Source organism: Chryseobacterium jejuense (assembly GCF_900100075.1).
GTDB lineage: Bacteria > Bacteroidota > Bacteroidia > Flavobacteriales > Weeksellaceae > Chryseobacterium > Chryseobacterium jejuense.
The window spans coordinates 491968-513848 of record NZ_FNEG01000001.1 but is presented as its reverse complement, the minus strand read 5'-3'; the positions used below and the strand labels follow the sequence as shown (position 1 = coordinate 513848).

Annotated in this window: 26 protein-coding genes; 21 read left to right on the top strand and 5 right to left on the bottom strand. The window is 35.4% G+C overall.

Translation table 11 applies throughout. The annotated features are described in order from the left end of the window. Nucleotides 1-173: 173 nt before the first annotated feature. Genes BLS98_RS02280 through BLS98_RS02270 form a run of 3 tightly spaced genes read left to right on the top strand, consistent with a single transcriptional unit; the run spans nucleotide 174 to nucleotide 3040 of the window. Nucleotides 174-1517, top strand: coding sequence for a cytochrome ubiquinol oxidase subunit I (locus BLS98_RS02280; protein ID WP_089733186.1), 1344 nt, complete (start codon nucleotides 174-176; stop codon nucleotides 1515-1517). After that, nucleotides 1514-2518, top strand: a complete 1005-nt coding sequence (locus BLS98_RS02275) for a cytochrome d ubiquinol oxidase subunit II (protein WP_089733183.1) — start codon at nucleotides 1514-1516, stop codon at nucleotides 2516-2518. The genes BLS98_RS02280 and BLS98_RS02275 overlap by 4 nt, the downstream gene beginning before the upstream one ends. A gap of 6 nt (nucleotides 2519-2524) precedes the next feature. Further along, entirely contained in the window at nucleotides 2525-3040 is a 516-nt protein-coding gene (locus BLS98_RS02270; protein ID WP_089733182.1) for a ClbS/DfsB family four-helix bundle protein, read from the top strand. 36 nt (nucleotides 3041-3076) lie between these two features. On the opposite strand, the gene lysS is transcribed toward BLS98_RS02270, so the two are convergent. From lysS to BLS98_RS02250, 4 genes are all read right to left on the bottom strand, one after another. Beyond that, entirely contained in the window at nucleotides 3077-4774 is a 1698-nt protein-coding gene (gene lysS, locus BLS98_RS02265) for a lysine--tRNA ligase (RefSeq protein WP_089733180.1), read from the bottom strand. 361 nt (nucleotides 4775-5135) lie between these two features. Continuing rightward, nucleotides 5136-6071, bottom strand: coding sequence for a 23S rRNA (adenine(1618)-N(6))-methyltransferase RlmF (gene rlmF, locus BLS98_RS02260; RefSeq protein WP_089733178.1), 936 nt, complete (start codon nucleotides 6069-6071; stop codon nucleotides 5136-5138). A 3-nt stretch (nucleotides 6072-6074) separates the two neighbouring features. Then, nucleotides 6075-6446 (bottom strand): c-type cytochrome, encoded by a 372-nt coding sequence (locus tag BLS98_RS02255; RefSeq protein ID WP_089733177.1) that lies wholly within the window; start codon nucleotides 6444-6446, stop codon nucleotides 6075-6077. After that, nucleotides 6446-6655, bottom strand: a complete 210-nt coding sequence (locus BLS98_RS02250; protein WP_089733176.1) for a hypothetical protein — start codon at nucleotides 6653-6655, stop codon at nucleotides 6446-6448. The genes BLS98_RS02255 and BLS98_RS02250 overlap by 1 nt, the downstream gene beginning before the upstream one ends. 199 nt (nucleotides 6656-6854) lie before the next feature. On the opposite strand from BLS98_RS02250, the gene BLS98_RS02245 reads away from it, so the two are divergent. The 14 genes from BLS98_RS02245 to BLS98_RS02180 all read left to right on the top strand — a co-directional run bounded on the left by BLS98_RS02245 (nucleotide 6855) and on the right by BLS98_RS02180 (nucleotide 18565). Further along, the gene (locus BLS98_RS02245; RefSeq protein WP_089733174.1) at nucleotides 6855-7310 is read left to right on the top strand and encodes a cupin domain-containing protein; all 456 of its coding nucleotides are present in this window, start codon (nucleotides 6855-6857) and stop codon (nucleotides 7308-7310) included. A 185-nt stretch (nucleotides 7311-7495) separates the two neighbouring features. Beyond that, nucleotides 7496-8140, top strand: coding sequence for a hypothetical protein (locus tag BLS98_RS02240; protein WP_089733172.1), 645 nt, complete (start codon nucleotides 7496-7498; stop codon nucleotides 8138-8140). Nucleotides 8141-8391: 251 nt separating this feature from the next. Then, nucleotides 8392-9816 carry an anthranilate synthase component I family protein gene (locus BLS98_RS02235; RefSeq protein ID WP_089733170.1) on the top strand — a complete coding sequence of 475 codons (1425 nt, stop codon included), beginning with the start codon at nucleotides 8392-8394 and terminating at the stop codon, nucleotides 9814-9816. Between the two features lie 44 nt (nucleotides 9817-9860). Continuing rightward, nucleotides 9861-10463, top strand: coding sequence for an anthranilate synthase component II (locus BLS98_RS02230; protein ID WP_089733168.1), 603 nt, complete (start codon nucleotides 9861-9863; stop codon nucleotides 10461-10463). A gap of 91 nt (nucleotides 10464-10554) precedes the next feature. Then, nucleotides 10555-11541: an anthranilate phosphoribosyltransferase gene (gene trpD, locus BLS98_RS02225; protein ID WP_089734401.1), complete on the top strand. Its 987-nt coding sequence runs from the start codon at nucleotides 10555-10557 to the stop codon at nucleotides 11539-11541. Nucleotides 11542-11586: 45 nt separating this feature from the next. Further along, nucleotides 11587-12360, top strand: coding sequence for an indole-3-glycerol phosphate synthase TrpC (gene trpC / locus BLS98_RS02220; RefSeq protein ID WP_089733166.1), 774 nt, complete (start codon nucleotides 11587-11589; stop codon nucleotides 12358-12360). Nucleotides 12361-12442: 82 nt separating this feature from the next. Further along, entirely contained in the window at nucleotides 12443-13150 is a 708-nt protein-coding gene (locus tag BLS98_RS02215; protein ID WP_089733165.1) for a phosphoribosylanthranilate isomerase, read from the top strand. Between the two features lie 51 nt (nucleotides 13151-13201). Further along, nucleotides 13202-13654: an IS200/IS605 family transposase gene (tnpA, locus tag BLS98_RS02210; RefSeq protein WP_089733163.1), complete on the top strand. Its 453-nt coding sequence runs from the start codon at nucleotides 13202-13204 to the stop codon at nucleotides 13652-13654. A 93-nt stretch (nucleotides 13655-13747) separates the two neighbouring features. After that, nucleotides 13748-14293, top strand: coding sequence for a GNAT family N-acetyltransferase (locus tag BLS98_RS02205; protein ID WP_089733160.1), 546 nt, complete (start codon nucleotides 13748-13750; stop codon nucleotides 14291-14293). Between the two features lie 4 nt (nucleotides 14294-14297). Then, entirely contained in the window at nucleotides 14298-15476 is a 1179-nt protein-coding gene (gene trpB, locus BLS98_RS02200; protein ID WP_089733158.1) for a tryptophan synthase subunit beta, read from the top strand. Between the two features lie 61 nt (nucleotides 15477-15537). After that, nucleotides 15538-16272, top strand: coding sequence for a tryptophan synthase subunit alpha (gene trpA, locus BLS98_RS02195; RefSeq protein WP_089733156.1), 735 nt, complete (start codon nucleotides 15538-15540; stop codon nucleotides 16270-16272). Between the two features lie 31 nt (nucleotides 16273-16303). Further along, nucleotides 16304-17032 carry a lipoyl(octanoyl) transferase LipB gene (gene lipB / locus BLS98_RS02190; protein ID WP_089733154.1) on the top strand — a complete coding sequence of 243 codons (729 nt, stop codon included), beginning with the start codon at nucleotides 16304-16306 and terminating at the stop codon, nucleotides 17030-17032. Between the two features lie 193 nt (nucleotides 17033-17225). Beyond that, on the top strand, nucleotides 17226-18185 hold the full coding sequence (locus BLS98_RS02185; RefSeq protein ID WP_139166064.1) for a protein-glutamine glutaminase: 960 nt from the start codon (nucleotides 17226-17228) through the stop codon (nucleotides 18183-18185). A 68-nt stretch (nucleotides 18186-18253) separates the two neighbouring features. Beyond that, nucleotides 18254-18565, top strand: coding sequence for a hypothetical protein (locus tag BLS98_RS02180; protein WP_089733150.1), 312 nt, complete (start codon nucleotides 18254-18256; stop codon nucleotides 18563-18565). A gap of 18 nt (nucleotides 18566-18583) precedes the next feature. Here BLS98_RS02180 and BLS98_RS02175 read toward each other — a convergent pair whose 3' ends face one another. Beyond that, nucleotides 18584-19339: an SDR family oxidoreductase gene (locus BLS98_RS02175; protein ID WP_089733149.1), complete on the bottom strand. Its 756-nt coding sequence runs from the start codon at nucleotides 19337-19339 to the stop codon at nucleotides 18584-18586. A 242-nt stretch (nucleotides 19340-19581) separates the two neighbouring features. On the opposite strand from BLS98_RS02175, the gene BLS98_RS02170 reads away from it, so the two are divergent. The 4 genes from BLS98_RS02170 to BLS98_RS02155 all read left to right on the top strand — a co-directional run bounded on the left by BLS98_RS02170 (nucleotide 19582) and on the right by BLS98_RS02155 (nucleotide 21712). Further along, nucleotides 19582-20214: an NAD(P)H-dependent oxidoreductase gene (locus BLS98_RS02170; RefSeq protein WP_089733147.1), complete on the top strand. Its 633-nt coding sequence runs from the start codon at nucleotides 19582-19584 to the stop codon at nucleotides 20212-20214. A 30-nt stretch (nucleotides 20215-20244) separates the two neighbouring features. Next, nucleotides 20245-20679, top strand: coding sequence for a MarR family winged helix-turn-helix transcriptional regulator (locus BLS98_RS02165; RefSeq protein WP_089733145.1), 435 nt, complete (start codon nucleotides 20245-20247; stop codon nucleotides 20677-20679). Then, a complete protein-coding gene (locus BLS98_RS02160; RefSeq protein ID WP_089733142.1) occupies nucleotides 20679-21104 on the top strand; it encodes an organic hydroperoxide resistance protein in 426 nt (141 codons plus the stop codon). Before BLS98_RS02165 ends, BLS98_RS02160 begins: the two co-directional genes overlap by 1 nt. 161 nt (nucleotides 21105-21265) lie before the next feature. Continuing rightward, nucleotides 21266-21712 (top strand): hypothetical protein, encoded by a 447-nt coding sequence (locus BLS98_RS02155; protein WP_089733140.1) that lies wholly within the window; start codon nucleotides 21266-21268, stop codon nucleotides 21710-21712. Nucleotides 21713-21881 lie beyond the last annotated feature (169 nt).

Below are 21881 nucleotides of genomic sequence, written 5' to 3'. Positions count from 1 at the left end.
TTTTTTTCGAGGTATGAAAGTTAAAAAGTGTCAAAAAAATGTAGAATTACATAAAGAATAGCCAGCCCATAAAAGATTCAAAATTAAAATGTATTGCTGAAATAACAACTGTTTTAAATCATACTCAACATCAATAATTTATGCGTAAATTTATTTACTGAAAAGTTGATATTATGGATGATTTTATAGCTGCCCGCGCCCAGATGGCACTTTCTCTGGGCTTCCATATCATATTCTCCTGTGTGGGAATGGTGATGCCTTTTCTAATGGCTTTTGCCCATTGGAAGTATCTAAAAACAAATAATGAAGTATATAAAGGATTAACAAAAGCCTGGAGCAAAGGGGTTGCCATCTTATTTGCTACCGGAGCTGTTTCAGGAACTATGCTTTCATTTGAATTGGGACTTCTATGGCCCGGGTTTATGAAACATGCAGGTCCTATCTTTGGAATGCCTTTCTCATTGGAAGGTACAGCCTTCTTTATTGAAGCCATTGCTATTGGCTTCTTTTTATATGGTTGGGATAAGTTTAATAAGTGGTTTCACTGGTTCTGTGGTTTTCTTGTAGGCGTAAGTGGATTAGCATCAGGTATTTTGGTAGTAGCTGCTAATGCCTGGATGAACTCTCCTACCGGTTTTGATTATATCAACGGACAATACCTTAATATAGATCCTATTAAGGCAATGTTCAATGATGCATGGTTTCCACAGGCACTTCACATGACTGTTGCCGCTTTTTGTGCAACAGGATTTGCAGTAGCCGGAGTTCATGCCTTTCTCATTATGCGAAAAAAGAATGTGGAGTTTCATACCAAAGCATTCAGAATTGCAGTGGGTTTTGCCTTAATTGGAGCATTTGGAGCGCCCTTAAGTGGTGATGTAGCCGCAAAATCTGTGGCAGAGAGACAGCCCATTAAGCTTGCTGCAATGGAAGCTCATTTTGAAACTGAAAAAGGAGCCGCTTTTGTGATTGGTGGAATTCCCGATGAAGAAAAAGAGGAAATAAAATATGCTATTAAAATTCCAAAGGTATTAAGCTTTTTGGTAAGCAACGATTTCAATGCTGAAGTAAAAGGACTTAAGGAGTTCCCAAAAGACGAATGGCCTCCGATTGCAGTTGTTCATTATGCTTTTCAGATCATGATCTTCTTTGGAGTGGTAATGATCTGCATAGGAGCAATATACCTATATGCTTTCTTCTTTAAAAAGGAATGGCTGACTAAAAACTGGTTCTTAAAAACTTTTTTAATTGCTACTCCTTTCGGATATATTGCCCTGGAAGCAGGATGGACAGTAACTGAAGTAGGAAGACAACCATGGATCATTTATGGAGTCATGAGGACGATTGATGCCGTAACCCCAATGCCGGGAATACAGTATTCTTTCTATTTCTTCACTGCGATCTTTATATCATTATCATTGATTCTGGTATTCCTTTTAAGAAGACAGGTACAGATGGTACCAAAACTTTATGATCCAACAGACCCACAGTTTAACGATAAAAACAAAAAATCATGATCTACATTGTTATAGGTTTTCTCTGGCTTTCCATCTGTCTTTATATTATTCTGGGAGGTGCTGACTTTGGAGCAGGTATTGTAGAAATGTTTACCAATAAAAAAGCCCGCCATAAGACACATGAGATCATGTATGAATCTATTGCTCCTGTTTGGGAAGCGAATCACATGTGGCTGATTATTGCGATTGTAATCCTTTTTGTTGGCTTTCCGGAAATTTATACCACCATGTCTACCTACCTTCACATTCCTTTAGTCTTAATGCTTGTAGGAATTATTGCAAGAGGAACAGCTTTTACATTCAGGCATTATGATGCAGTAAAGGACAATTGGCAGGTTTTATATACACAGATATTTTATTATGCCAGTCTCTTAACTCCTTTTTTCCTTGGATTAATAGCAGCGGCAACAGTATCATATTCTATCAATCCTGATGCTACCACCTTCCTTGACCTGTATATTTTTAGCTGGCTGAACTGGTTTGGAGTTTCTGTAGGTTTATTTACGGTAGCATTGTGTGCTTATCTTGCCTCTATTTTTTCACTGAGAGAAACCCGTGGTAAGGAAGAATTATTATTAATGATCAGAAAATCAAAACAGACAATGATCTTTGTTGTGATTACAGGAATCCTTGTGTTTGTTACAGCTTACCTTTCAGATATTCCTCTTTTGATGTGGGTATTTTCAAAGCCTTTGGGAATTATGGCCATTGCTTTTGCTACAGTTGCTTTATTGCTTATTTTAAGAGCTTTGAATAACCAGAAGTTACTTCCCGTGAGAGCTCTTGCAGGATTTCAAATGGTAATGATTCTTGTAGCGGCAACGTATCAGCATAACCCGGACATTATTTTATTAGGGAACGGACAGCATCTTTCATTGTTAGAACATATGGCACCACCTAAAACAATTGCAGCTTTAGGCTGGGCTTTAATGCTGGGTTCATTATTTATTCTTCCGTTTCTATTTTACTTGATGGCCTCTTTCAGTAAGTTGAGAAAATAATAATACATGCAAAGTTATAAGGACAAAACAGAGCTTATTAAAGAGATCAAAACAAGATTTTTGCTCTACGATCAGGAGTTCGATACTATTAAAGAAGAAGAAAAAGATCTGTTAAAATCAGGGGTTGATAAAACTCCGGCACAAAATATATCCTATCAGCTTGGCTGGACCCATCTGCTCCTGCAATGGGAAGCTGATGAAAAGAAAGGTATTGAGGTAAAAACACCTACTCCTGAGTTCAAATGGAATAATCTAAAAGGATTATATCAGTCTTTCTACAACCAATATGCTTCTTATAGTTTAGCAGAACAAAGAGAGCTCCTACAAAAGCATGTCAATGAAATTATTGAATGGATTGAAAAGCTTGATGACAAAATACTGTTTGAACCCGAGCAGAGAAAATGGGCCACAACACCCGCCAAATGGCCCGTTTGGAAATGGATACACATCAATACGGTTGCTCCTTTTAAAAATTTTAGAACGCAGCTCCGAAAATGGAAAAAAGAAACCGGTACAGAATAATTCTGCACCGGTTTTTTATTATTATATTGTATAAAACTAAGCGAGTTTCATCAAAAGATTTTCATCAATCTTCTCTACTTTCACAATATTATTCTTTGTTAAAGTTTTAGAAGCTTTATCCCATTTCTTACCGGATAACTTACTTTTTTCCTTTACTTCCGCTAAAGACATCGCTTCTTCCTGAGCATTAAGGATTTCAAGGATTACTTTCTCATCTTCTCCTAGTTCAATTTGAGGAACCGCTTTCTCTGGTCTCATCTGAGGGAAGAATAGTACTTCCTGGATAGAGGCATTGTTCGTTAAGAACATAATTAATCTGTCCATACCGATTCCTAATCCTGATGTAGGAGGCATACCGTATTCAAGAGCTCTTAAGAAATCCTGATCAATGAACATTGCTTCATCATCACCTCTTTCAGATAAAGCCATCTGAGCTTCAAAACGCTCTCTTTGATCGATTGGATCATTAAGCTCTGAGTATGCGTTGGCGATTTCTTTACCACAAACCATTAATTCAAAACGCTCAGTTAAGCCTTCTTTGCTTCTGTGTTTCTTAGTTAATGGAGACATTTCAACAGGATAATCTGTAATGAAAGTCGGTTGGATGAAGTTTCCTTCACACTTCTCACCAAAGATCTCATCAATTAACTTTCCTTTACCCATCGTTTCATTCACTTCAATTCCGATAGACTTAGCGAAGTCATATAATTCCTTCTCTGTTTTTCCAGTAATATCGAAACCTGTAAATTTCAGGATGGCTTCCGTCATAGAAACTCTTGGATAAGGAGCTTTGAAATCTACTTCATGCTCTCCGAAAGTAGCAGTTGTAATTCCGTTTACCTGAATAGCACAGAATTCCAATAGTTTTTCTGTGAAATCCATCATCCAGTTGTAGTCTTTATACGCTACATAGATTTCCATTGCAGTAAATTCAGGGTTGTGAGTTCTGTCCATCCCTTCATTTCTGAAGTTTTTAGAGAACTCATATACTCCGTCAAAACCACCTACGATCAACCTTTTCAGATATAATTCGTTGGCAATTCTTAAATATAATGGAATATCTAAAGCATTGTGGTGCGTGATGAAAGGTTTAGCCGCTGCTCCACCAGGAATAGACTGTAGAATTGGAGTCTCTACTTCAAAATATCCTGCATCGTTAAAGAAAGTTCTCATTGCGTTGAACAATTTTGTTCTCTTCACGAAAATTTCTTTCACCTGTGGATTTACCGTTAAATCTACATAACGTTGTCTGTATCTTAATTCAGGATCTGTAAATCCGTCATGTACAACACCATTTTCATCTGTTTTTGCCTGAGGAAGTGGGCGTAAAGCCTTAGTAAGAAGCGTAAAGTTCTTTACTAAAACCGTCATTTCTCCTACCTGAGTAGTAAACAATTCTCCTTCAATACCAATAATATCACCGATATCTAAAAGGTGCTTGTAAACTTCGTTATATAATTCTTTATCTTCTCCCGGACAGATCTCGTCTCTGTTGAAGTAAACCTGGATTTTTCCTTTAGAATCCTGCAATTCTGCAAAAGAAGCCTTTCCTTGAATTCTGCGGGACATTAATCTACCAGCGATCTTCACCTGTTTACTTTCAGAAAAGTCCTGTTTTATAGATTCTGTAGTATCTGTTATTGTATACTCATCCGCAGGGAACGCATTAATCCCCATTTCAGTAAGCTTATTCAGCTTTTCTCTTCTAATGATTTCTTGTTCTGATAATTGCATTTCTTATTTTTCTAAAAGCGTACAAATTTAGGCATTTTTGAGTTGACCATCAATTGATTTGTTCAGAAATTTTAAAATGAAGATTGTGAACAGGGAAAACTTTGGGTTATAGAAGCTAAAATAAAGAGAATAGACAAAGAGATAAGTGCCGAAATTTTACATTTAAATTCAAGGTCAAAAATTAAAGAATCAACTGTAAAAATCGATACTTTTTACAAATATTGAAATGAAAAACGATCATCATTCCCCTCTTCTAGAGGGGTGGCGAAAATTCAAAGAATTTTTGACGGTTTGGTTTAAGTGTTCCGAATAATTCCAGACCCAAACAAAACTTAAATCACAAACTTTACATTCAAAAGCGCTATTTCCTACTAAACCATTCGGTTCGTTTCTGTTTAGGAACAAATGTCCAGGCCAATATTCGGCTTACTTTCTGTCCCTGGGCCATATCAATAGTTTTAAATTCTAATGCTTTTACCTTCTTTAAAAGGGTAGTCAATTTATAAAGATTATCCTTTTTAGAAACCAGACAGGTAAACCAAAGAACCTGGGATGAATATTGAACACTTTCATGAATCATATTGGTTATGAATGCAAGTTCTCCGCCTTCACACCATAATTCTGATTGCTGTCCACCAAAATTAAGTACCGTTTTTCGATCCTTTCCTTTACTTAAATTCTTGGTTTTCCGAAGATTTCCTTTTATCATAGATTCTTTTGAATCATGAAAAGGAGGATTGCACATAGAAAATGTAAACCGGTCTTCAGAAGCTATGATACCTTTGAATATATGATTGACATTAGTTTGATGCTGTAATTGAATGGCTGATAACAAGTCTGGATTTTGATCCAGAATATGCTGGGCATTTTTTAGAGAATCTTCATTAACATCTGTCCCGAGCATCTTCCAGCCATAAGATTGATGAGCAATTAAAGGATAAACAAGATTAGCTCCTACTCCAATATCCAATCCTTTTACAGAATTTCCTGTAGGGGTTTCACCTTTCTGTTCAGCTAGCAAGTCGGCAATATAATGTACATAATCTGCCCGTCCCGGAATGGGTGGACACAAATTAGTATCAGGAATATCCCAATCCTTAACATTATAAAAATGAAGAAGTAAGGCCTTGTTGAGTAATTTTACAGCCTCAGGAATGCTGAAATTAATAGTTTTTGTCCCATGAACATTCACAAAGACATAATGTTTCAGTTCTGGCACACAAGAAATAAGCAGATCAAAATCATAGGGATTACGATGCAGATTTCTTGTGTGCAGACTGGATTTTTCTGTGGACATCTTTTATTTTTTCTGGCTTAAAATATACTCCACCATTTTTTTAGCATCTTCTTTAGATACCTGTGGATGAGCAGCCATAGGGACTCCGCCCCAAACTCCACTACCGCCTTCTATGATCTTGGAAGCCAGCAATTCAATATCCTTATCGGAATATTTAGCCGCGATTTCCTGATAAGAAGGTCCTATCATTCTTTCATTAACAGAGTGACACCCCGAACAATCCAATGTTTCCATGATTTGATCACCGGAAAGATTGGACTGAGCTGGTGCGGACACTGGTGCAGCATCTGAAGACGCCACCTCTGTTGTATTTTCTTTTTTAGAACAGGAAACGATCAGAAGACCTAAAGTTCCCGCCAAAAATAAGTTTTTCATTATTTCTTCGCTGTAGAATCTGTTTTAGCAGCTTCAGGAGCTGGAGTTACAGCAGCTGGAGCAGCAGGCTTAGCAGTAGAATCTGCAACGGTAGTTGCTGCCGGCTCTTCAAGCATAGTGTTGCTGTCCTGTAATGAGTGATCTGCCTTTTTAGAGCAGCTTGCTAATAATAAACCTCCAATAAATGCGATTGCGAATACTTTTTTCATTTTTTTCTAATTTGAAAGCAAAAATATAAAAAATAAACGTTTCAGCTTATGACAAATGTTTTCTTTAAAGAATATTTTTAGAGTTTGGATGTTTCATCTTTTTGATAAAAAAATAATTCAAACAATAGGGATAATTTAAATTAGCTTATTATTTTTGTATAACAGATCCCATCAAATACAAACTAATAATCTAAAATGTATGACTCAAAAAAATGTATTCAGAACAGCCATTTTATTGGCTCTACTTTCCTTCTCTCTATCTTGTGATGACTCTGATGATGAGCAACCCAAATCAGAATATTCAGACAAAATTGAATCCGTAACGTTATTAAAAACCACAAAATCTTGGGATGGTACCCTGTATACCAACTACCCGACCGGACAGCCGGAAATCTCTATTCTTAAAATCTCCGTTCCGCCCAACAAAGCATTAGACTGGCATAAACATCCCGTTATTAATGCTGCTTATGTTGAAAAAGGGGAAATCCAGATAGAAAGAAAAGAAGATGGTAAAACCCAGTGGGTAAAAAAAGGACAGGTTCTTCCCGAAATGGTTAATATCGCTCATAGAGGCAAAACCGGAGATAAAGGAGCTACTTTAATTGTGTTTTACAGCGGAGCCATTGATATTCCTCTGTCTGAACCTGTACATTAAGTCATAAAAACAGGGTTTATTAAAATCATTAAATCAGAATTTTGCTAAACCCTGATGTTGAATGCTCGAGAAAACCTTTATAGACCTAAGTTATTCAGAGACGTAAATAAACATTACTTCTTTTATATTTTTTTGATAAGTTTAAACTAGCTTTATATCAAAGAAATCGCTATAAAATTTAGGATATGGTTTTAATCTCGAAAATACTATTTTTCACCAGCCATCATGGTTTTTACACTGTGATCCTTCTTTTCCTGATTTTGGGATCATTATCTTATCTCACTAGAAAAATCTGGTTTTTGGTTCTTGCTCTTCCTTTATCTATTTTAAATGGGCTTTGTGGACAGTTTCTGAATGCATGGTTTCTCAATAAATATGGTGTGGAGAGCACCGCAATCATCACTTCTGATGTAGAAACCAATTCTACGTTGAATGAAATGTACATCCACGATTATGAAGCAGTGGTTAAAAAACAGGATGGAAAGTATATTTCAACCTTCTTTTCTACGACCTCTGCATCAATTTATCCCATTGAAAATGCGATCAGAATTCCACGAACAGAAATAAGCTTTCCTGTAAAATATATTCCTGGATATGAAAAAAACATTGTAATACTTTATAACGAATCCGAAGAAGGAAAAGCTCTCATTAAATACTCCAAATTAGCCCCGGTAAACTCAGCAAGAATTAAATATGAAGCAGACAGAACCAATAAAGTGTTTATTGCAGAGTATATTGTAGCTTTAGAAGCTTATACCGCATCTTATGACGATGAAAATTATAAAATGAAGCTTGAAGAGCTCAAAGAAGAGCTTAAACAATTGAAATAAAGCAGTTTCAATAGTAAGTTTTTTATTTTTTTTGAATTTTTTATTTTTTGTATTAAAAAAATTTCTACATTTGTCACATGTTTACAATGAGCAACAATATTTGGTGGTGGCTTTCAAACTCTTCGTCGGGTCTGAAGGTATTGTCATGTTGCTAACCCAGCATCAGATTTAAACAAAACAATATACAAGGCTTTGACGGATTCCGTTAAAGCCTTTTTTTTATTCCTAAAATCTAAAAAATAAAACAGCAGATGTTTACACAGAAAATCAAAATAAAAACCGTTTCGAAAAAAACTCTTGGGGATCTTCATACTCCAATGAATATTTATCTTAAGATCAGAGATAAATTCAGAGATACTATTCTTCTGGAAAGCTCCGATTCAAAGAGTATTGACAATAATTTTTCTTTTATAGCTATCAATGCTGTTGCAGGAATTGAAGTGAAAAATTTAAATGAGTTTGAGATTAAATTCCCTGACACTGCTCCTGCAAAGCAATTCATTATGGAGCGCAATATCACAGACATATTTGAAGATTTTCGTAATGTGTTTGACTGTGAAAAAACCAATGACCCTATTGAACAGACTGCACAAAGTCTTTTTGGATATACAAGTTTTGAAGCGGTACAGTTTTTTGAAAATATCAATTTAAAAGCACAAAGCCCGGAAGTAGAAATTCCGATCCTCAGATACAGATTATACCAATATGTAATTGCCATCAATCACTTCAATGATGAAATGCATATTATTGAAAACCAAATGGAAGGGGTGAAATCTGAACTTCATCTTTTAGAAAACCTCATCAAAAACCAAAATACTCCGGTGTATCCGTTTGAAAAAGATGGTCAGGAAACTTCAAATATTACTGATGAAGATTATATCGAACTGGTAAAAACCGCTCAGAGACACTGCATGAGAGGTGATGTATTCCAATTGGTGTTGAGCAGAAGATTCGAACAGAAATTCAAAGGTGACGAGTTTAATGTATACCGTGCTTTAAGAAATATCAACCCTTCCCCATACCTGTTTTATTTTGATTATGGAAACTACAAATTATTCGGATCAAGCCCTGAAAGCCAGTTAATCATCAAGGACAACAAAGCGATAATCCATCCGATTGCCGGAACGTCTAAAAGAACAGGAAACCTTGAGGTTGATCTTCAAGCCATTGAAGTATTAAAAAATGATCCGAAGGAAAATGCAGAACATACCATGCTGGTAGACCTTGCCCGTAACGACCTTGGGAAACTGGGAAAAAACGTAACTGTTACCAAGCTAAAAGAAATTCAGCTTTTCTCTCACGTGATCCACATGGTAAGTGAAGTAACCGCTGATCTTCCAGAGCAAATTAATCCTCTTGACATGATCTCCGCGACCTTCCCTCAGGGAACTTTAAGCGGCGCGCCTAAACATAAAGCCCTTCAACTTATCAATCAATATGAAAAAGATTCCCGTGGATATTATGGAGGATGTATTGGTATAGTAGGTTTAAACGGAACCTGTAATCAGGCTATTATGATCAGAACCTTTTTAAGCAAAAACAATACATTGTATTATCAAGCAGGAGCTGGTCTTGTTGCAAAATCTGTCCCTGAAAGTGAACTTCAGGAAGTGAATAACAAATTAAATGCTCTTAAAAAAGCAGTTGAGAAAGCAGAAAAAATAGTAGAAAAATAAAAAATTCATCAACTCTCAACACATTAATCCTACAAACAAAAGAAATGAACAACAATATAAACGCTCAGCAATCACCGGTAAAAGTTCTTGTTTTTGATAACTATGACAGTTTCACTTACAACCTTGTCCAGATCATCGAAAGAATTTTGAACCAGAAAGTGGATGTGGTAAGAAACGATCAAATCACTCTGGAAGAAATTGGACAATACGATAAGATCATCCTTTCTCCAGGCCCTGGAATTCCGGAAGAAGCTGGAATTTTATTGGAATTGATTAAAGAATATGCTCCCACTAAAAGTATTTTAGGAGTATGTTTAGGACAACAGGCCATTGCAGAAGCTTTTGGTGGAAACCTTATCAACCTGTCCGAAATCTTCCATGGAGTAGCTACTACAACTGATTTAGTGAAGGAAAACACTAAACTTTTCAAAGATTTAGCATCAGGAATTGAAGTTGGAAGATACCACAGCTGGGCTGTTAATCCTGAAAATTTCCCTGATGAATTGGAAATTACAGCCGTTGATAAAGATGGGATGATTATGGCTCTTCAACATAAAACCTATGATGTACATGGGGTACAGTTTCACCCGGAAAGCATTTTAACTCCTGATGGAGAAGTAATCATCCGAAACTTTTTAAATCAGTAAAAATCAATTGGAAAAACCATTGATTACCATTTAATGAAGCAAGTACAATATGACAACAACACAAGATCCATCAACCATAAAAACTCCTCAAATGAAAGAAATTTTGCAATATATGTTCAATCACAATACTTTGTCGAAGTCTGAGGCAAAGGCCATGATGATTGAAATTGCACAGAATAAGTTCAATGCAGCAGAAGTAACAGCTTTCATCAGTGTTTTCTTAATGCGAAATATCACGTTGAAAGAACTCGAAGGCTTTAGAGAAGCACTGTTGCAAATGGCTGTTCCTATACATATTGATGCCAGCGATGCCATTGATATTGTTGGAACAGGAGGTGACGGAAAAAACACAATCAATATATCAACATTGGCCAGCTTTGTGGTGGCCGGAGCCGGGCAGAAGGTAACAAAACATGGAAATTATGGGGCTTCAACTACTACAGGTTCATCTAATGTACTGGAAGAATTGGGGTATCAGTTCAAGAACAGCTCAGAACAGCTGAATGAAGACCTTGAAAGAGCCAATATCTGCTTTTTACATGCCCCTTACTTCCACCCTGCTCTTCAATCAGTTGGATTATTGAGAAAATCACTAGGGTTAAGAACCTTCTTTAATCTTCTTGGTCCTTTGGTGAATCCTGCAAAACCTCAATATTCCATGATTGGAGTGTACAACCTGGAAATTGCAAGAATCTATCAATACCTTTTACAAAAAGAAGAACAGGAATTTATTTTAGTACACGGATTGGATGGTTATGATGAGATCAGCCTTACCCACGACAGCAAAATCATTACTAAAAAAGGTGAAGAAATCTATTCTGCAGAAGATTTAGGCTTCAATCCTGTAACCTTAGAGGATATTAAAGCGGGAGATACGACCAAAGAAACTGCAAAAATCTTTATGAATATTCTGGAAGGAAAAGGAACTGAACAGCAAAACTCAGTAGTATTGGCCAATGCTTCTGTAGCCCTTTACCATACTCATAAATTCGGAACATATGATGATTGTTTGCTATTGGCTCAAGAAAGCCTGGAAAGTGGAAAAGCATTAAAAACATTCGACCTTCTAATTAATTAAGAATTGAAAGTTATCTCACAACATTCTAATTGTTAATCTTAACGCATGACCATACTAGATAAAATTATTGAAAGAAAAAAAGAAGAAGTTGCTGTTTCAAAAGCAGCTATTTCTATTGATCAACTGAAAAACTCTGAGTTTTTTGGAAGAAAGAACTCTTCGTTGAAAGAATCCATTAGAAACAAAAGCGGAATTATTGCTGAGTTTAAAAGACAATCTCCATCTAAAGGAATCATCAATAACAATGTTCAGCCTTTGGAAGTTACTTCAGCTTATGAAAATTTTGGAGCCAGTGGAATTTCCATTCTCACCGATCAAGATTTTTTTGGCGGAAGTGTAGAAGATATTCTGAATGTAAGAAAACACATCAACATTCCTATTCTGAGAAAAGACTTTATGATTGATGAATACCAGTTTTATGAAGCTAAAAGTATGGGAGCAGATGTTATTTTACTGATTGCTTCGTGTCTTTCTCCTCATCAGGTTCAAGAATTCACAGAACTGGCTCATGAACTGGATCTGGAAGTTTTATTGGAAATTCATACCGAAGAAGAACTGAAACATTTTAATTCTAATATCGATCTGGTTGGAATTAATAACAGAAACCTGAAGGATTTTAAAGTGGATTTACAACATTCCGTTCAGCTAAAAGATCAACTTCCTAAAGACACTTTATCTGTTGCAGAAAGTGGAATCTATAGTCTTGAAGATTTTAAATTCTTAAAGGAAAAAGGTTTTGATGGCTTTCTGATGGGAGAATATTTTATGAGGAATACAGATCCTGCAAAAGCATTTGAGGAGTTTTCTTTACTAATTTGAAAATGAGTCAATTTGAAAATTTGAAAACAAATAGTTCTCTGCATTATTAAAAATCTATATCGTCACTTCTCAATCAACTCCTATGAATCAGCAACCAACCAATAATATCTCTTCTGCGCTCAAAGTCTGTGGCCTGACAAAACCAGATCAGATTCAGGAATTAATAGCCATGAATATAGATTTATTAGGCTTTATTTTTTACGAAAAATCGCCAAGATATGTTCTGAATCATTTGAGTCTGGAAGATATTGCACAGATTAATCATCAGGGAAAAGTTGGGGTTTTTGTCAACGAAAAAATTGAAACCATTGTTAAAATAGCTGAAAAAGCAAAACTTAGTCTGATTCAGTTACACGGCGATGAAGATGATAGTTCTATTATTGAATTAAAGAAACTGCTAGGTCCTGACATCAAAATAATCAAGGTGATCAGAATCGGAAATGACACCTCTGAAAATAAAAGGAAAATAACCCAGACTTTCAGTAACAACCCTGAAGTTCAGAACCTACTACCTATTTCCTACTATCTGTTTGATACAGACAGCAAGGCATTTGGAGGAACAGGACAACAATTTGACTGGAATCTGCTAAATGAATTTCAAATTCCTCTCCCCTATTTTTTAAGTGGTGGTATTTCAGAAGAGAACATCAAAAATATTGAGACATTAAAGCAAAAACCTTTTGCCTTAGATATTAATTCAAAATTTGAAATAGCCCCAGGCGATAAAGATGTCAACAGAATTAAAAAATTTAAAACCATCATCCCTATGAGTCCCAACGGGACGATTTAACCCAAAATTGGACACCGTCCAATTAATATCAACCACCAAAAAAACACACAAATGCCACAATCATTAGTCAAAAATTACATCCACATCGTATTCAGTACAAAATATCGGAACGATTTTATAGATGAAAACATAGAAAAAGAATTGTATGCCTACATCGCCACATTATGTAAAGATTTTGAAAGCTATGCATTACAGATTGGAGGAACAGATAATCATATTCATATTCTTTGTAGATTGTCCAGGAAGATTGCATTAATGAAATTGGTTCAGGAGATAAAGGCGCATTCTTCTAAATGGATAAAAACAAAAGGCAAGAAATACGAGAATTTCTTTTGGCAGGATGGTTACGGTGCATTTTCTGTGGGTGAAAAAGATATTCATATTGTGACCAAATATATTATACATCAACGCCAGCATCATCAAAAACAGGATTTTAAAAATGAACTTGTGGAGATATTGCAAAAACATAAAATGGAATATGATGAAAAATTTTTATGGGATTAGATACAATGATTATAGCTAAGGATTTCATCCTTTGCTATGGTTACATCATCCCTTCGGGACTCTTTTATTAACTTTGATTATTATTAAAAACTCGTGAAATACCAAATTAAACAAACCAGCGAATTAACAGACAGCGATATTGAACATATCCTCCATCTTTGGGATGTTTCCGCATGGAACACCATGAAACCGTCTTATTTCCATACTTTTTTTAAAGATTCGGAGTTTCATTTTCTGTTGGATTCGCAATCAGAGATTCTGGCAGTTCTCCGTCTCAATTTTGATTTTATATTGGAGATTTCCGGAAATCAATATGCCTTTGCAGAAACTGTAGGACTGGTTGCTGCTCATAAGCAAAAAGGATATGGAGCAATATTGGTAGAGAAATTTAAAGAAAATGTTACCCAAAGAAATCTGGAAACAATTGGTTTCTGCCACACCGATCTTCGTCCATTTTATGAGAAATGCAATATTGAAATCCTGTATAACAAAGCAAAAGCTATTAAAGAACATGCAGATTCTGAATGGATCAATTCGGATGATGATGATATTTTAATTTTTAATGTCTCTCAAAAAGAAAAAGAACAACTCAGTAGATTGAGTACACAACATAACGCTTATTTAATTACTAAAGAATAAAGAAATGAATTATAAAAACCCTGATGAACACGGATATTATGGAGAATTTGGAGGAGCTTTTATCCCCGAAATGCTTTATCCGAATGTAGAAGAACTGCAAAAAAATTATCTTGAAATCATTGAATCCGAAGATTTTCAGAATGAATATCAGGATCTGCTTAAAAATTATGTAGGCAGAGCAACTCCGTTGTACTTTGCAAAAAATTTAAGTAAAAAATACAATACCCAGATCTATTTAAAACGCGAAGATCTTAACCATACCGGAGCTCATAAAATCAATAATGCATTAGGACAGGTTCTTCTGGCAAAACGTCTTGGAAAAACAAGAATTATTGCAGAAACCGGAGCTGGACAGCATGGTGTGGCTACTGCAACTGCCTGTGCATTGCTTGGTCTTGAATGTATTGTTTATATGGGTGAAATTGATATTCAAAGACAGGCCCCGAATGTGGCTCGAATGAAAATGTTAGGTGCAGAAGTTATAGCTGCTACTTCAGGATCAAAAACATTGAAAGATGCTGTAAATGAAGCTTTAAGAGATTGGATTAATAACCCTATCACTACCCATTATGTGATTGGAAGTGTGGTTGGACCTCACCCTTTCCCGGACCTTGTAGCAAGATTTCAAAGCATTATTTCAAAGGAGATCAAAGAACAGCTTCATGAGAAAATCGGAAGAGAAAATCCTGATTATGTGATTGCCTGTGTAGGAGGTGGAAGTAATGCTGCCGGAACATTTTACCATTTTGTAGATGAAAAAGAGGTAAAAATCATTGCTGCCGAAGCCGGAGGACTTGGTGTTGACTCTGGAAAGTCTGCCGCTACTACATTTTTAGGAACGCTTGGAGTTCTTCATGGAAGCAAAAGCCTTGTAATGCAAACCGCAGATGGGCAGGTTATTGAACCACATTCTATCTCTGCCGGACTTGATTATCCGGGAATAGGACCTTTCCATGCCAACTTATTTCAGGAAAAAAGAGCTGAATTTTTCAGCATCAATGATGATGAAGCTCTGAAATGTGCTTTTGAACTGACGAAATTAGAAGGAATTATTCCTGCTTTGGAAAGTTCTCATGCTTTGGCTGTTTTAGACAAGAAGAAATTCAACGAAGATGATATTGTTGTGATATGTTTAAGTGGCCGCGGAGATAAGGATATGGAAACTTACCTTAAAAATTTATAAACGATATCATTTATTATTCTATTTGTACAGCATTGTACATTATATATTATACCATAAAGAAATGAAGAAACTAAATATATACTTCACCGCAGGGATCCCACAACTGGAAGATACTACAGATATTATACAACTTATTCAGGATTCCGGAGCAGACATGATTGAAATTGGAATGCCGTATTCTGATCCCGTAGCAGACGGCCCTGTGATTCAAAAAGCCCATGAACTGGCCCTTCAAAATGGAATGACTATCGAAAAACTTTTTTCCCAGTTAAAAACCATAAAAAATGAAATAAAAGTTCCAATAATTTTAATGGGATACATCAATCCTGTATTGAGCTTTGGATTTGAAAAGTTCTGTAAAGAATGTTCGGAAAGTGGAGTTTCAGGGCTTATTCTTCCTGATCTTCCACCTATTGAATTTGAGAAAAAATATCAGCATATTCTGAAAAAGTACAATCTTAATTTTACATTTCTGGTGACTCCGGAAACTTCAGATGAAAGAATACAGTATTTAGATTCATTAAGTTCAGGATTCTTGTATGCGGTAAGTTCATCCTCCACTACCGGAAACGAAAGTACTGTTTTAAAGAATGAAAACTATCTTACACGATTAGCTGATCTTCCTCTTAAAAACCCTGTAATGATCGGTTTCGGAATAAAATCAAAAGAAGATTTTGAAAATGTAACAGAAAAAGCAGATGGCGGAATCATCGGAACAGCCTTTGTGAATGTTTTACTTCAGGATAAAGATTGGAAGAAAAGTGCCATAGATTTTATCCATTCCATAAAAGCTTAAAATTCACTAAATTTGTATATCAAAAATTGAAATGAATACAAATCAAAATAAAGCAGTAGAATTTGAAGATTTAGGAGTTAAAGAATATCAGCCCGCTTGGGACTATCAGGAAAAACTGATGAAAGATATTATTGATACCAAAATAAAGAACCGAGATCTACCCGCAGAGCAGCATATCACCACTTCGAACCATCTTCTTCTTGTAGAACATCCTCATGTATACACCTTAGGAAAAAGCGGACACGAAGAAAATATGCTGGCCGGAATTGATAAATTAAAGGAAATTGAAGCCACTTTCGTAAAAGTGAATCGTGGTGGAGATATTACTTACCATGGCTATGGTCAGATTGTGGGTTACCCTGTTCTGGATCTTGAAAACTTCTTCACAGATATTCATTTGTATATGAGAAATCTTGAAGAGGTAATCATCAGAACTATTGGAGAATATGGGCTTAAAGGAGAACGTTCCCCGGGAGAAACCGGTGTTTGGCTGGATGTTGGGAAACCTTATGCCAGAAAAATCTGCGCAATGGGAGTAAAAGCTTCCCGATGGGTAACTTTACATGGTTTTGCATTGAATGTAAATACAGATATGCGCTACTTTGAATACATCGTTCCATGTGGAATTAAGGATAAACAGGTTACTTCTTTAAAAAGAGAGCTTGAAAGAGAACTGACTCCTCAAGAAATGGAAGATATAAAAGCAAAAATCAGAAAACATTTTGCAGATGTATTCCAAGCCGAATTGATTTACAAATAAAAATAAATTTTAAATATCATAATCCCTATACAGTTGATGTATAGGGATTTTTTTGTGAACAATTTTCAAATATTAATTATTTTTTGAAAAAATTACTTGCAGATATTTGAATTTTTCATAATTTTATTATCACTAAATAGTGAATAAATGAAATACTATTTAGAAAAATCATAACCACCAAAATATGAGAACTATGAAAAAAATTTTGCTATCGTTGATGGTATTTGTATCAGTACTGTCCATCAACTCCTGTTCAGATTCCAATGCGAATCAGGAAACTGTAAATCCGCAATCTAAAGAGGTTGCCATGAAAGAGTTCGGAAGAACTGTTCCTGTAGGACTTGATAAAGAAGACGGAAAATATAGAGTTTCCTTTATCCTTTCGGCCCAGCCTTATGAAATTAAAGACACTAAAGAAAATGAAGCTTTTATTTCTATGATTAGCGAGGCTGTAAAAAATGAATCTCCGGTTCATATTTTCCTTAAAGCCAATTCCAATGAAATTGCGAAAGTAGAAAGCCCTACACTGGAGGATATCCGTTTCTTTAAATCTGTTTTAACTAAAGAAATAAAAACAGAAGGCAGCGCAGACAGAAAATTAGCCAGTGTTATTCCTGACTTGGCGACTTTAAACAGTTTATTTACGCAGATCAAAAATCAATCTTGTGGAACTTCTACAGCATCTTCTCCATGTATTACTTTCAGATTTCCTGTAGATGGATGTTATGCAAGAGCCCACAAAATGAGACAGATCTTAAACAATGCCGGATATGAGTGTGAAAAACAATTCGTATATGGAAACTTAAGAGCTTCTACGGGTACTTGCTGCGTATCTTGGGTTTATCATGTTGCCATTCTTGTAAGCTTTAAAAATGCTTCCGGAGTAGTGGAAAAAAGAATTATAGATCCTTCTCTAAACTCAACAGGTCCTATCACTGATACGGCATGGAGAGCTGCATGCACCAACTCTACTTGTGGTTCTACTTCTGTTTCTTCTTATGCTAATACAGCAGGAAATGTTTACTATAGAAATCCAGCAGGATCTTTATTATATGATAACAATCTGGTTAATACCAATTGTACATTAACAGCATTCTCGGCTCTTTCAGGCTGTTTTGCTTCAGTACCTAGTACTGCACATTGCGGATTCTAACTAAATTTTTATAGAGCTCCTGCATTTATTTTTATATTGCAGGAGCTTTTTACTCAACACTTATTATTATGAAAGTCTGGACTTATATATTATTACTGTTTACCATGATTACATCCTGTTCTTCTAATTCTGAATCCCAGAAATTAACCTGGTATAATAATGCTACGATTAACAATATCCTTGAAGATCCTGATAAACCGGAAGAAGTTGTGCGTGTAGCCATAGGAATAAGTGCTCAGGTCTTTTACCTGTCAAAAAAATCTTCTGACTATAAAACATTAATGGAAAAGGTTAATCTGAGTTTTAAAAATGGCAAAACCTACAATATTGGTATTGAAAGTAAAACCAATATGATTAAACAAATCAATGAGGTGAAGTAATCTTTGCCAGGTCTCAATCTATGATCTTATTACAGAAATTCCGGCATCTACCTTGATTTCAGCACCATGAATATAAGAAGCCTCTTCTGATGCAAGGAACAGAACTACGTTGGCAATTTCCTTAGGATCCCCCTGTCTTTTAAAAGGTATTGTCGGAATAATACCTTCAACAGCAGCTTCAATTTGCTCTGGTTCCAAGCCTGTATTATTAAAAATATTGGTTTTGATATGTCCCGGACTTACTCCATTTACCCGAATCCCACGTTCTGTAAGTTCTACGGCAAACGTTTTAATAAACGACTGCACCGCTGATTTTGCTGCAGAATACACCGAAAAGCTGTTCATGGCAATCTCTGTAGCAACAGAAGTATTAAAAATAACTGAACTTCCTGTTTTCATCAATGGAAGTAACTGCTGAACAGTGAAAAAAGGACCTTTTACCAATACATTAAAGAGTTCATCAAAAAGACTCTCTTCTACATTTTCAACAGGAGCAAATTTTCCATAGCCTGCATTGGCAAAAATAACATCAATGTGTTCTGTGTATTTTCTAACCTCTTGCTGTAAATTCAATAAATCTTTCATATTTCCTGCATCGGAAATAATTCCAAAAGCATTTTCTCCCAATTTCTCCAAAGCATTATTAACCGTTTCTTCACTTCGACCGGTGATAATAACTCTCCCACCTTCTTCTATGAATTTCTGAGCAGTAGCCAAACCCATTCCGTTAGTTCCGCCTGTAATAATTACTGTTTTGTTTTTAAATCTCTGCATTGTTTTTAGTTTTAAAATTCTATAGCAAAGATTGGAATACCTGTGATGGAAAAAAATCCGAATCATGCTGAAAAAAACGATCTCCATTCTTTTTTATAAAATAAATAATAGTCATCAATAAAATCTTTCAAAATTAAATTGCACACAATTTAATTGCTTGTATATTTGCATAGTTAAATGATCACAAAATAAAATTTGAAAATCAATAATCATTAAATAGTTTAACTTAAAATAAAAAGAAAATGTCATTAATAGAAGACCTTAATTGGAGACACGCAGTAAAAGCATATGATCCCACTAAAAAAGTTTCACAAGAAGATTTAAATACCATTTTAGAAGCATCAAGGTTAGCCCCTACATCATCAGGATTGCAGCCTTTCCGTATTATTGTAGTGGAAAGTCAGGAATTAAAAGACAAGATGGTGGCTGGAGCCTTAAACCCTGAAGTAATGAGAGATTCTTCTCATGTTTTGGTATTTGCTGCTTGGGATAGTTATTCTAATGAAAAAATTGACAAAGTATACGACCATCATACTGATGTAAGAGATCTTCCAAGAGGACGTTTTGGAAGTTATACAGATAAAATCAAAGAGATGTACGGAGCGCAAACCCCTGAACAGCACTTTGCACACACTGCCCGCCAGACTTATATTGCATTAGGAATTGCTCTTGCTCAGGCTGCAGAACTTAAAATTGACAGTACTCCGGCAGAAGGGTTCAGCAATGAAGTGGTAGATGAAGTACTGGGATTAAAAGAATTAGGCTTAAAGAGCGTAAGTCTTTTATACCTTGGATACCGCGACGAAGCCAATGACTGGTTGTCTTCTATGAAAAAAGTCCGTATTCCAATGGATGAGTTTATCATTAAAAAGTAATACCTTCACGAATCTTTCGTACTCAATCTTATGGAACATTCAAATACACCCAAACTAGAAAACCAGATCTGTTTCCCATTATATGTCATCGCTAAAGAAATCACCGGATTATACCGTCCTTTTCTTGATGAACTGGATATCACTTACCCACAATACCTTGTAATGATGGTACTATGGAACAGTGATGGACTTACAGTAAGCCATATTGGAGAAAAGCTTTTTCTGGATAGTGGAACATTAACTCCCCTTCTCAAAAGACTGGAGACAAAAGGATTTATCATAAGAAAACGTAAAAAAGAGGACGAAAGAGTTGTTGAAGTATTTCTAGCTGAAGCCGGAAAACAGCTTCAGAAAAAGGCCTGTGAAATTCCGGGTAAGATCCAGGAAAAGATCGGGATAAAACCTGAAGAACTGTTGGAGCTCAAAGAAACAGTTTTAAAAATACTAAACAAAATAGAAAAATAATGAAAACATTATATACAACAAAAGTCACTGCTACTGGCGGAAGAAATGGTCATGTAAAAAGTGAAAACGGAGTGTTGAATCTTGAAGTAAAAATGCCGAAAGCATTAGGTGGAGCTAATGATGATTTCACGAATCCTGAAATGCTTTTTGCTGCCGGATATTCTGCATGTTTCGATAGTGCTTTAAACAGAGTAATCAGCTTGGGTAAAGTTAAAACCGGTGAAACTACGGTTGCTGCTCAGGTAAGCATAGGACAGATTGAAAACGGAGGTTTTGGTTTGGCTGTGGAACTGGACGTTAATATCCCTGGAGTTTCTATTGAAGAAGCTCAATCTTTAACGGAGAAAGCACATCAGATTTGTCCTTATTCTAATGCAACGAGAAACAATATTGAGGTTAAGCTTTCTGTAACCAACAATGATTAATCCGATTTTTTTATAATTATATTAAAATGAGCTGTTTTTGAGATAAAAACAGCTCATTTTTTATTTTTAACCACTGATTTTCTCAGATGAACACAGATGATTGTGGGTATTTTAAATACTATATTTGTGTTATATATTTGTAGAAATAATGTTTTATTAAAATGGAAATAGTTAGGAATATAATCTGTCAGGTCTATGCAGGACAAAAATCAAAAACTATAATTGATTTAGTTTTGAACATATTTCTTCCTAACTATGAAAAGCTAAATCCTGGTTATACTTTTCCACCGAATAACGAAAATTACATTTTTAAAACAGAAGATGAAATGATCAATTATTTTATCAAAAATAAAGCTTTAGATCAAACCTTCCTTTGGAATAAATATGATAGTAATCCTTACAAAATAATGATTGGAGCCAACATTACTGATGATGATAAGTTAATCATTAGTCTCACAATGGATACCACCGAGGAAATTATGCAAACCTATTTCAATAAGCTTAAAGAAATTTTAGAGTCTGATATTGGCGTTATCTCTTATGTTAATCCTGCTGAATATGAAAATGGTAGGGACTTCATTTTACGATATAGGGTAAATAATAAGTGAAATAATCCTAATTTTTATCTTTAACCAAAGATTTTCTCAGATGTACACAGATGATTGTGGGTATTTTAGCACGTGGAATTTAGACTGTAATGTGATTAATGTTTTTCTTAAACGCAAAGTTTGATTTTCGTAATGCTTTAGCTTTAAGTGAGCAAAGAATGAATCGATA

Bases quoted from the DNA above. Each gene is read 5' to 3' on its own strand.
- trpA (WP_089733156.1), top strand. From the start codon at position 15,538: ATGAAGAAACTAAATATATACTTCACCGCAGGGATCCCACAACTGGAA.
- BLS98_RS02270 (WP_089733182.1), top strand. From the start codon at position 2,525: ATGCAAAGTTATAAGGACAAAACAGAGCTTATTAAAGAGATCAAAACA.
- BLS98_RS02235 (WP_089733170.1), top strand. From the start codon at position 8,392: ATGTTTACACAGAAAATCAAAATAAAAACCGTTTCGAAAAAAACTCTT.
- BLS98_RS02160 (WP_089733142.1), top strand. From the start codon at position 20,679: ATGAAAACATTATATACAACAAAAGTCACTGCTACTGGCGGAAGAAAT.
- BLS98_RS02275 (WP_089733183.1), top strand. From the start codon at position 1,514: ATGATCTACATTGTTATAGGTTTTCTCTGGCTTTCCATCTGTCTTTAT.
- BLS98_RS02175 (WP_089733149.1), bottom strand. From the start codon at position 19,339: ATGCAGAGATTTAAAAACAAAACAGTAATTATTACAGGCGGAACTAAC.
- BLS98_RS02245 (WP_089733174.1), top strand. From the start codon at position 6,855: ATGACTCAAAAAAATGTATTCAGAACAGCCATTTTATTGGCTCTACTT.
- rlmF (WP_089733178.1), bottom strand. From the start codon at position 6,071: ATGTCCACAGAAAAATCCAGTCTGCACACAAGAAATCTGCATCGTAAT.
- BLS98_RS02170 (WP_089733147.1), top strand. From the start codon at position 19,582: ATGTCATTAATAGAAGACCTTAATTGGAGACACGCAGTAAAAGCATAT.
- tnpA (WP_089733163.1), top strand. From the start codon at position 13,202: ATGCCACAATCATTAGTCAAAAATTACATCCACATCGTATTCAGTACA.
- BLS98_RS02165 (WP_089733145.1), top strand. From the start codon at position 20,245: ATGGAACATTCAAATACACCCAAACTAGAAAACCAGATCTGTTTCCCA.
- BLS98_RS02240 (WP_089733172.1), top strand. From the start codon at position 7,496: ATGGTTTTAATCTCGAAAATACTATTTTTCACCAGCCATCATGGTTTT.
- BLS98_RS02215 (WP_089733165.1), top strand. From the start codon at position 12,443: ATGAATCAGCAACCAACCAATAATATCTCTTCTGCGCTCAAAGTCTGT.
- trpC (WP_089733166.1), top strand. From the start codon at position 11,587: ATGACCATACTAGATAAAATTATTGAAAGAAAAAAAGAAGAAGTTGCT.
- BLS98_RS02230 (WP_089733168.1), top strand. From the start codon at position 9,861: ATGAACAACAATATAAACGCTCAGCAATCACCGGTAAAAGTTCTTGTT.
- lysS (WP_089733180.1), bottom strand. From the start codon at position 4,774: ATGCAATTATCAGAACAAGAAATCATTAGAAGAGAAAAGCTGAATAAG.
- BLS98_RS02155 (WP_089733140.1), top strand. From the start codon at position 21,266: ATGGAAATAGTTAGGAATATAATCTGTCAGGTCTATGCAGGACAAAAA.
- trpB (WP_089733158.1), top strand. From the start codon at position 14,298: ATGAATTATAAAAACCCTGATGAACACGGATATTATGGAGAATTTGGA.
- BLS98_RS02185 (WP_139166064.1), top strand. From the start codon at position 17,226: ATGAAAAAAATTTTGCTATCGTTGATGGTATTTGTATCAGTACTGTCC.
- BLS98_RS02250 (WP_089733176.1), bottom strand. From the start codon at position 6,655: ATGAAAAAAGTATTCGCAATCGCATTTATTGGAGGTTTATTATTAGCA.
- trpD (WP_089734401.1), top strand. From the start codon at position 10,555: ATGAAAGAAATTTTGCAATATATGTTCAATCACAATACTTTGTCGAAG.
- BLS98_RS02180 (WP_089733150.1), top strand. From the start codon at position 18,254: ATGAAAGTCTGGACTTATATATTATTACTGTTTACCATGATTACATCC.
- BLS98_RS02255 (WP_089733177.1), bottom strand. From the start codon at position 6,446: ATGAAAAACTTATTTTTGGCGGGAACTTTAGGTCTTCTGATCGTTTCC.
- lipB (WP_089733154.1), top strand. From the start codon at position 16,304: ATGAATACAAATCAAAATAAAGCAGTAGAATTTGAAGATTTAGGAGTT.
- BLS98_RS02280 (WP_089733186.1), top strand. From the start codon at position 174: ATGGATGATTTTATAGCTGCCCGCGCCCAGATGGCACTTTCTCTGGGC.